This is a genomic window from Streptomyces sp. MB09-02B (assembly GCF_033794485.1).
GTDB lineage: Bacteria > Actinomycetota > Actinomycetes > Streptomycetales > Streptomycetaceae > Streptomyces.
Genome location: NZ_JARGEE010000371.1, coordinates 1 through 9,014, shown reverse-complemented (window position 1 = coordinate 9,014; position 9,014 = coordinate 1). Strand labels below are relative to the sequence as shown.

General features: G+C 72.5%; 8 protein-coding genes and 1 pseudogene. 3 read left to right on the top strand and 6 right to left on the bottom strand.

All coding sequences use genetic code 11. The features are described 5' to 3' along the window. The 3 genes from P1P70_RS34795 to P1P70_RS34785 form a co-directional block, all read right to left on the bottom strand. Positions 1–709, bottom strand: a 709-nt coding sequence (locus tag P1P70_RS34795; protein ID WP_319244981.1) for an AAA family ATPase, incomplete at its 3' end; no start/stop codon positions are given. A 167-nt stretch (positions 710–876) separates the two neighbouring features. Continuing rightward, positions 877–1,122, bottom strand: a complete 246-nt coding sequence (locus tag P1P70_RS34790; RefSeq protein WP_319244979.1) for a hypothetical protein — start codon at positions 1,120–1,122, stop codon at positions 877–879. 184 nt (positions 1,123–1,306) lie between these two features. Continuing rightward, complete coding sequence (locus P1P70_RS34785; RefSeq protein ID WP_319244977.1) at positions 1,307–2,263, bottom strand: ROK family protein; 957 nt, start codon at positions 2,261–2,263, stop codon at positions 1,307–1,309. Positions 2,264–2,564: 301 nt separating this feature from the next. On the opposite strand from P1P70_RS34785, the gene P1P70_RS34780 reads away from it, so the two are divergent. Together P1P70_RS34780 and P1P70_RS34775 are read left to right on the top strand one after the other, a co-directional pair. Beyond that, entirely contained in the window at positions 2,565–3,614 is a 1,050-nt protein-coding gene (locus P1P70_RS34780) for a LacI family DNA-binding transcriptional regulator (protein WP_319244975.1), read from the top strand. A gap of 3 nt (positions 3,615–3,617) precedes the next feature. After that, positions 3,618–4,397 (top strand): hypothetical protein, encoded by a 780-nt coding sequence (locus P1P70_RS34775; RefSeq protein WP_319244973.1) that lies wholly within the window; start codon positions 3,618–3,620, stop codon positions 4,395–4,397. 15 nt (positions 4,398–4,412) lie between these two features. On the opposite strand, the gene P1P70_RS34770 is transcribed toward P1P70_RS34775, so the two are convergent. Then, positions 4,413–6,287: a serine/threonine-protein kinase gene (locus P1P70_RS34770; RefSeq protein WP_319244971.1), complete on the bottom strand. Its 1,875-nt coding sequence runs from the start codon at positions 6,285–6,287 to the stop codon at positions 4,413–4,415. A gap of 145 nt (positions 6,288–6,432) precedes the next feature. Then, a complete protein-coding gene (locus P1P70_RS34765; protein ID WP_319244969.1) occupies positions 6,433–7,737 on the bottom strand; it encodes a DUF6986 family protein in 1,305 nt (434 codons plus the stop codon). 190 nt (positions 7,738–7,927) lie between these two features. Between P1P70_RS34765 and P1P70_RS34760 the strand changes: the two genes are divergently transcribed. After that, positions 7,928–8,833: an endonuclease/exonuclease/phosphatase family protein gene (locus tag P1P70_RS34760; RefSeq protein WP_319244967.1), complete on the top strand. Its 906-nt coding sequence runs from the start codon at positions 7,928–7,930 to the stop codon at positions 8,831–8,833. Between the two features lie 70 nt (positions 8,834–8,903). On the opposite strand, the pseudogene P1P70_RS34755 reads toward P1P70_RS34760, so the two are convergent. Beyond that, positions 8,904–9,014, bottom strand: a pseudogene (locus P1P70_RS34755) (electron transfer flavoprotein subunit alpha/FixB family protein); the annotation flags it as partial.

Here is a 9,014-nt window from a genome sequence, read left to right as displayed (position 1 = left end):
CCCCCGCCTCGACCACCCCTCCGGGGAACTCCCACCCGGGCTTGTAGGTCGGATCGACGAGCAGCACCCGATCCTCCTCGTCGAACAACAGGACCCCCGCGGCGACCGTCTCGGCGGTCGGTTCGGGGGTCTGCACGATGTCGCACACGGGTACGCCGTCGGTGGCCACGGCGTCGGCGATGCGCCGCGCGGTCTCGTACGGGGTGAGGGCACCGGTGTCGACGAGATGGGCGTCCGAGGTGAGCCAGCCGCCCAGCGCGGCGCGGTACGGCGCGATGTGGTCGTACGCCCATTGACGCAGCCGCATCTCGCCGTCGGGGAGGTCGGGCGGAATCTCCCGCCCGGCTATTCGCTCCCGCAGTATCGTTTCGGCCGGGGCCAGGAGCACATGCCGTACGGGGATGCGGCGGGAGGCGAGGCCGCCGAAGATCTCGTCGCGGTACTCCTGACGGAGCAGGGTCATGGGGACCACGAGGGTGCCGCCCAGCTCGGCGAGCAGCGCGGCGGCGGTGTCGACCACCAGCCGTCGCCAGCTCGGCAGGTCCTGGAAGTCGCCGACCTCGGCGAGGCGTTTGGCCGGCAGCATGTGTGTCAGTGCGCCGCCGATGACCTCGGGGTCGAAGAGCGTGCTGTTCGGGATCAGGTCGATCAGTTCCCGTGCGGTGGTGGTCTTCCCCGCACCGAACGCACCGTTGATCCAGACGATCACGGTTCCCCCTCTTCTGTTGACCCCCTGAGGCTTGCCCTCCACTCCGCCACGGAAACCAGCCGCTGATGAGGAGCCGGAATACGACGACGGCGGGCCCACCGAAGCGGGCCCGCCGTGCGCGGTGCGTGGGGAGGCGGACGGAGTGTCCGCCTCCCGCTACAAGGCCGTCAGCCTTCCTTGCCGCCCTTGCCCTCCTGGTCCGCGAGGCCTCCCAGGGCGTCGTCGTCGACCGCCAGGCTGTCGCTGGAGACCGTCTTGCCGACCTCGCCGAGCGTGTTCTCGACGTCCAGTTTGCTCAGTGCGTCGCCCTTCCCGAGCGTGTCGGCGGCTTCGAGACCGTGCGACGGCGTGATGGCCGCGACGACGAAACCGGTGGCGAGGGAGGCGATGGCGAGCATGCTGCGCTTCTTCATGCCCCGCTCAACTGCGGAAGCCCCCGAGGGGTCACGCCCGGTTTTCGGGGTCTCGCTCTCGACCACGGGAGACCGGCAGCCGACACGGCGCGACGTGGCACGGCCGCTCGGCCTCGCTGCGGAACCGCGCGCCGCGCGCACCCGTCTCGCCCCTCCCGCGTCATCGACCGCTCCGGCCCCGGGGTCACTCCGCCCCGGCCCCCGGCCCGCTCCGTCGTCCCGTCAGCGCTGCCGCGGCCGCTCCGACCAGGCCCGCGTCGGTCCCCATCACGGCCGGGGCGATGGTCAGGTCCTGGACGAAGGAGAGGGTGGCGTAGTCCTTGAGGGCGGTGCGGAGGGGGGCGAAGAGGACGTCACCGGCGTTCGCGACGCCGCCGCCGATGACCGCGAGGTCGATCTCGACGAGCGTGGCGGTCGCCGCGATCCCGGCGGCGAGGGCCTGCGCTGCGCGTTCGAACGAGGCCACGGCGACCGGGTCGCCGGCCCGCGCGGCGGCGGCGACCGCGGCCGCGGAGGTGTCGCCGCCGGGCCCGGGCCGCCAGCCGTTCTCCCGGGCGCGGCGGGCGATGTTGGGGCCGCTGGCGATGCGCTCGACACAGCCGCGGGCACCGCACGGGCACGCGTCACCGTCGAGGTCGACGCTGATGTGACCGATGTGACCGGCGTTCCCGGTGGGGCCCGTGTGCAGCTTCCCGCCGAGAACGAGGCCGCCGCCGACACCCGTCGACACGACCATGCACAGCGCGTTGTCGTGGCCGCGCGCGGCACCCTGCCAGTGCTCGGCCGCCGTGATGGCCGCGCCGTCGCCGATCAGTTCGACGGGCAGCCCGCCGGTCACTCCCCGGACCCGCTCGACGAGGGGGAAGCCGCGCCAGCCATGGATGTTCACGGGGCTCACCGTCCCGGCGGAGGCGTCCACCGGCCCCGCGCTGCCGATCCCGACAGCCGTGGCCCCGCTCCACCGCGGATCGGCGGCCAGGTCGCCGAACACCTCCTCGACGGCCCGCATCACGGTGTCGCCGTCCTCCCGCGCGGGCGTCGGGCGCTGCGCGCGCACCAGGATCCGGCCGTGGCTGTCCACCAGCGCCCCGGCGATCTTGGTGCCGCCTATGTCGAGCGCGGCCACGAGGTCGGTCTGCATCAGTGTCAGTTCTCCCGCTGCGAGTCTCCTACCGGGCGCCCGAATCCAGCGACACCCGGATCTCCGGCCGGAAAACCGGCAGCACGACGCTCGCCTGGTGGGGGGCGCCGGCCAGAGAATGCGATAGACAGTCTCCCCCGGCCGTGACAACGTTGTCCAGGCTCTATGCTCGACGACACATCCACAACAGCCGCACCATTTCGACACGGCACCCCGACCGCACCACGGACCGCACCACGGACCGCACCCGCAGCCGTACCCGCGACCGCGCCCCGTGGACGACAGGACAGGACAGCGCACAGTGCCCGAGACCGCAGCCGGTATCAGCCGCCGCCCCGAGAACCGCTACGGCAACCGGCCCACGATGAAGGACGTCGCGGCCCGGGCCGGGGTGGGTCTGAAGACGGTCTCCCGGGTGGTGAACGGCGAGCCGGGTGTCACCCCGGACACCGAGCGCAGGGTCCAGGAGGCGATCGAGGCGCTCGGCTTTCGGCGCAACGACAGCGCCCGGGTGCTGCGCAAGGGCCGCACGGCGAGCATCGGCCTCGTCCTGGAGGACCTCGCCGACCCGTTCTACGGCCCGCTCAGCCGGGCGGTGGAGGAGGTGTCCCGCGCCCACGGCTCGCTGCTGATCAACGGGTCCAGCGCGGAGGACCCGGACCGCGAGCAGGAGTTGGCGCTGGCGCTGTGCGCCCGCCGCGTGGACGGGCTCGTGATCATTCCGGCCGGTGACGACCACCGGTACCTGGAACCCGAGATCAGGGCGGGGGTCGCCACGGTGTTCGTGGACCGTCCGGCCGGGCGGATCGACGCCGACGTGGTGCTCTCGGACAGCTTCGGCGGAGCCCGTGACGGGGTCGCCCACCTCATCTCCCACGGCCACCGGCGGATCGGTTTCATCGGCGACATGCCCCGCATCCACACCGCCGCCGAGCGGCTGCGTGGTTACCGGGCGGCCATGGAGGACGCGGGCATACCCGTCGAGGACGCGTGGATGTCGCTGGGGGTCACCGATCCCGAGCGGGTTCGCAGGGCGGCCGAGGACATGCTGTCCGGCCCGGACCCCGTCACGGCGGTCTTCGCGGGCAACAACCGGGTGACGGTCACGGTCGTACGGGTCCTCGCCGAGCACACCCGTCCGGTCGCCCTCGTCGGCTTCGACGACTTCGAGCTGGCCGATCTGCTCCGGCCTGGCATCACCGTCGTCGCCCAGGACCCCGCCCGGATCGGCCGCACCGCCGCCGAACGCCTTTTCCAGCAGTTGGACGGCTCCCTCGTCACCCCCGAGCGCATCGAGCTGCCGACCCGGCTGATCGCCCGCGGCTCGGGCGAACTCCCGCCCGCGGACTGATCCTTGGACGCCCCCGACCCCCGTACCCTCGAAGCGCTCGGCCTCGCCGTGGCACCGCGCGAGGACCCGCTGAGCTATCCCGGCGCGTGGCCGCCCGAGTCCGCGCTCCTGGACGGCAACCGGATGCTGCCCCTGGACACGCTGGTCTTCGAGGACCGGCTGCCCGTGCTCTCCGTCGGCTCCAACGCCTGCCCTGCGCAGCTCGTCCACAAGATGGCGGAGCGCGGGGTCGAGTGCCGGATCCCCATGGTGAAGGCCAGGGTGACGGGCATCGGGATCGGTGTCTCCGCCCATGTGAGCCTGCTCGGCTACCTCTCGGCATCGCCGTACCACTCCCCCGGCTCCACCACCGAGCTGTTCCTCACCTGGCTCGACGAGGCCCAGCTCGCCGTGGTCGACGCCAGCGAGGGCGTCGACTCACCGACCGGCAACTTCCAGCGGGCCGCCCTGCCCGCCGCCGATTTCCGCGTCGAGCTGGAGTCGGGCCAGGTCCTCGACCACGCCTGGATCTACGTCAACCGCTGGGGCGTCCTGCGCGACGGCGGCCCGGACCCCCGCCCCCATCCCGGCCGTCAGCGCCCTCTGCTCACCGAACTCCTCACCTCCTCGCCGGAGTTGCGCGAACTGTTCGGCACCACACCCGACGAGTTCGCCGCCCGGGCGCGCGGCAACCGGGAACTGTGTCTCAGGGGCAGGGAGTTGTTCGCCGACCAGAGGTGGACGACGGTGTCGGGTCTGGAGCAGTACGTACGGCCGCACCCGGAGGCCCGGGGCCGGCCGTGACGCCGGTCCCGGCCCTCAACAGACCGGCAGGCCGGGCACCGGGGCGTCGTTGTCGCCGCCCTGGATGTAGACGTCGCTGACGTAGACGTCGGTGTTGCCGCTGTCGTCGTCGGTCTTGGCCCACCAGACGTTGGTCCACTGGCCGGAGGTCTCGCGGCGGCCCAGGTTCGCCTGGCAGTAGAAGTAGTTGGTGCCCTGGTTGAGGACGCCGACCTTCGTACCGGAGGCGGTGTAGGAGTCCGCCGTGCGCCAGACCGTGCAGTTGTACTTGCCGCCGCCGATGGGGTGGCAGACCGGTTCCTCGGTGGTCCCGCCGCCGGTCGTGCCCCCGCCGGTGGTGGTGCCGCCCGAGGTGTCGGAGCCTCCCGTGCCGCCGCCGGTGGTGCCGCCGCTCGCGTTCTTGGACGGTGACGCGGATGCTGCGGGCTGCTTCTCCTCGTCCTTGTCGTTCTTGTCGTCCTTCTCGGTCTTCTCGCTGGGGCTCGCGGACTTCTTGTCGTCCTTCTCCTTCGCGGCCGCGTCGTCGGTGAGGTCGACCGTGCCCCGGCTGCGGCCCGGGGAGGGCGTGCCGTTACTCGTCCCGTCGACGGAGGTCCGGGCGCCCGTCTCCTTGCCGTCGTCCCCGTTCAGCAGGGTGACCGTGACGCCCGTGGCCGCGAGCACCACGGTGACGGCCACGGCGGCGAGCACGGCACGACCCTTGCGCGGCGGACGGCCGCCGGCCGAGGAGACGGTGGTGACCGGTCCCGACGGGGGCCCGACCACACCCGCGGCGGAGCCTCCGACCGCCGGGGAGGCCCCCGTGCCGGGCCCGGCGGGCGGCTGGGGAGATCCGAAAGCCGGGGTCGGTACGGGCGCGCCGAAGGCCGGGGTCGGGCCGGGCGCGCCGAATCCCGCGCCCGTACCGGCCGCCGCCGGGGACTCCGTGGTCGGCGGCCCGAACCCGGGCGGCACCGACGGGACGCTGTGCTGGGTCTCCGCCCTCGGCTGCGGCGCGGGCCCGGTGGCCCCGGTGGCCGAGGGGTCGAGCGGGCCGCCGGAGGCGACGGCCTCCAGCAGTGCGCGGGCCGCGTCGGCGTCCGGGCGGAACTCCGGCCGCTTGTCCATGAGTTGCCGCAGCACCGGCCCGAGGGGCCCGGCCCGCCGGGGTTCGGGCAGCGCGTCGGTCACGATCGCGGTGAGCGTGGACCAGGTGGACGTACGCCGGAACGGGGAGGAACCCTCGACGGCCGCGTACAGGGTGGCGCCGAGGGCCCAGACGTCGGAGGCGGGGCCGGGGTCGTTGCCCTGGGCGCGTTCGGGGGCCAGGTAGTCGAGGGAGCCGACGAGTTCGCCGCTGCGGGTGAGGTGGGTGGCGGAGCCGTCGCCCGGGTTCTCCATGGTGGCGATGCCGAAGTCGGTGAGGACGACGCGGCCGGAGCGGTCCAGGAGGATGTTGCCCGGCTTGACGTCGCGGTGCAGTACACCGACCCGGTGGGCGGCGGCGAGGGCGTCCATCACCTTGGCGCCGATCGCGGCGGCCTCACGCGGGTCGAGCAGGCCCCGGTCGCTCAACACGTCGTCCAGGGACGGGCCGTCGACCAGCTCCATGACGATCAGCGGGCGCCCGTCGACCTCGGCCACGTCGTGCACGGCCACGACTCCGGGGTGCCGGACACGGGCGGCGGCCCGAGCCTCGCGCTGCATGCGCAGTCCCAGGTCGGCCAGTTCGGGCGCGCCCGCGTCCGTGTAGGTGCGCAGCTCCTTGAGGGCGACCTCGCGGTGGAGCACCTCGTCCACGGCCCGCCAGACGACGCCCATGCCGCCGCGTCCGAGCTGCTCCACGATCCGGTACCGACCGGCGAGGATCCGCCCGACACCGTCCGTCTGTCCGTTCGCCCCCGAAGACACCCGCGCCTCGTTCCTGTGACACACCGATGAATGGCGTAAGCCTAAGCGGTGGTCGGGGGCGCTCCTGACCGTCGGCGGCGGCTGTCACAGGACCGCTACGCACCCCGCCGCCGGCCCACCCGTCCGTACCGGCCCGTACCGGTTCCTACTGGCCGGAGACGGTCAGATCCGCCCGCCTCGGCGCGGCGAAGCCCTCCAGGTCGGCGCGGGTCAGGCCGGTCGCTCCGGAGACCTCGCCGAGGTCCAGGGCGCCGCAGTCCAGGCCGCGCAGCAGATAGCCGCTGAGCGCCTTGGCGGTCGCGGGCTCGTCCATCACGTCGCCGCCCGCGCGGTTGGCGTACCGGGAGAGGCGGGCGGCGGCCTGCGCGTACCCCTCGCGGTAGAAGGCGAAGACGGCCGCGTAGCGGGTCGGGATGTGGCCGGGGTGCATGTCCCAGCCCTGGTAGTAGGCACGGGCGAGGGCCCGGCGGGTGAGGCCGTAGTGCAGCCGCCAGGCGTCGTGGACCTGCTCGGTGGGGCCGACCGGCAGGACGTTGGTGGAGCCGTCGGAGACGCGTACGCCGGTGCCGGCCGCGGCGACCTGCATGATCGCCTTGGCGTGGTCGGCGGCCGGGTGGTCGCTGGCCTGGTGGGCGGCGGAGACGCCGAGGCAGGCGCTGTAGTCGAAGGTGCCGTAGTGCAGCCCGGTGGCGCGGCCCTCGGCGGCTCCGATCATCCGGGCGACGGTGGCGGTGCCGTCGGCGGCGAGGATGGACTGGCTGGTCTCGATCTGGATCTCGAAGCCGATCCGGCCGGACTCCAGGCCACGCGCCTTCTCGAAGGCCTCCAGGAGCCGGACCATGGCGGTGACCTGCTCGGCGTACGTCACCTTGGGCAGGGTCAGGACCAGCCCGTCGGGCAGACCGCCGGCCTCCAGCAGGCCCGTGAGGAAGATGTCGAGGGTGCGGATGCCCCGGTCGCGTACCGGCGCCTCCATGCACTTCATGCGGATGCCCATGTACGGGGCGGCGGTGCCGTCGGCGTACGCCCGGGCGATCAGCCGGGCGGCGCGGGCGGCGGCCTCGTCCTCCTCCGCGTCGGGGCGGGCCCCGTAGCCGTCCTCGAAGTCGACGCGGAGGTCCTCGATCGGCTCGCGCTCCAGTTTGGCGCGGACGCGGTCGTACACGGGTTCGGCAAGCTCGTCGCCGAGGCCGAGGACGGTGGCGAAGGAGGCCGCGTCGGGGGCGTGCTCGTCGAGAGCGGCGAGGGCCCGGTCGCCCCAGGTGCACAGGGTGTCGGCGGCGAAGACGTCACCGGGGACGTAGACGGTGTGCACGGGCTGGCGGGTGCCGGGGTCGCCCGGGTAGCGGCGTTCCAGCTCCGCGTCGACGGGGGCGAGGGAGGCGCTGATCTCCTCGCTGACGGCGCCCGCGAGACTCGTCGCCACGTTCTCCTGTCGGCCCTGCCCCATTCCACACCCTCCATTTTCCGAATTACGGAAGCATAAATCCGCATGACGAAGCTAACTGTCGATCTTCACCCGGGTCAACACTCTCCGTGCGTGGGATTCCCCATGCTCTTCGCCTGCTCACCGCCGATTCGGCCTCTTCATCCGTATCAATAGGCAAGCTTCATGGTGACTCGCAAGGGAAGGAGATCGCGTGCCGAAAGAGGTCGGAGTGACGCGCCGCCAGGGACTCAGGTCCGCGGCGGCCGCCGCCATCGCCGTGCCACTGCTGACGACGGCGGGCTCGTCACAGCCGGCGTCCGCCGGTGAGTACGCGGGCGCGCTGAACGTCATGACGTTCAACGTGCGCTTCGCGACCATCGTCGACAGCACACCGCGCTGGGCCGTTCGCCGGCCGGTGATGCGAGAGCTGCTGCGCCGCGAACGACCGCACGTCATCGGCACCCAGGAGGGGCTCTACCAGCAGTTGCGCATGATCGAGAGGGATCTCGACGGGCACTACGACTGGATCGGCACCGGCCGAGGGGGCGGCAGCAAGGACGAGTTCATGGCGATCTTCTACGACACCCGCAGACTCGACCCGATCGAGTTCGACCACTTCTGGCTGTCCGACACCCCGTACACGATCGCCTCCAACACCTGGGGCGCGGACTGGCTGCGCATGGTGACCTGGGTGAAGTTCGCCGATCTCGCCGACGACGGCCGGGAGTTCTACGTCCTGAACACCCATCTGGACAGTGTCAGCCAGTACGCCCGGGAGCGCTCGGCGGGGCTGATCGGCGAGACGATCGCCGGGTGGGACCGCTCGGCGCCGGTCGTCGTCACCGGCGACTTCAACGCGGCCGCCCACGACAACCGCGTGTACGACCTGATGCTGGACAACGGTCTCGTGGACGCCTGGGACGCGGCCGCCTCGCGCACCGAGGCGTACGGGACTTACCACGGCTACCGGGCGCCCAAGCCCGAGGGCAGACGCATCGACTGGATCCTCACCTCGCCCGGGGTCACCACGCACTGGGCGGCGATGAACACCTTCTCGATGGACGGGATGTACCCGAGCGACCATCTGCCGGTGCAGGCCTCGGTGACCCTGGGATGAGCCGAGGCCCCCACGACCGCCAGAACTCAAGCGCGGACGGTCGTGGGGGCCTCGGCGGGCTCGGGGAGTTTCAGCCCTTGCGGGCCTTGATCTCCTCGGTGAGCTGGGGGACGACGTCGAAGAGGTCGCCGACGACGCCGTAGTCGACGAGGTCGAAGATCGGGGCCTCGGCGTCCTTGTT

Bases quoted from the DNA above. Each gene is read 5' to 3' on its own strand.
- P1P70_RS34790 (WP_319244979.1), bottom strand. From the start codon at position 1,122: ATGAAGAAGCGCAGCATGCTCGCCATCGCCTCCCTCGCCACCGGTTTC.
- P1P70_RS34785 (WP_319244977.1), bottom strand. From the start codon at position 2,263: ATGCAGACCGACCTCGTGGCCGCGCTCGACATAGGCGGCACCAAGATC.
- P1P70_RS34765 (WP_319244969.1), bottom strand. From the start codon at position 7,737: ATGGGGCAGGGCCGACAGGAGAACGTGGCGACGAGTCTCGCGGGCGCC.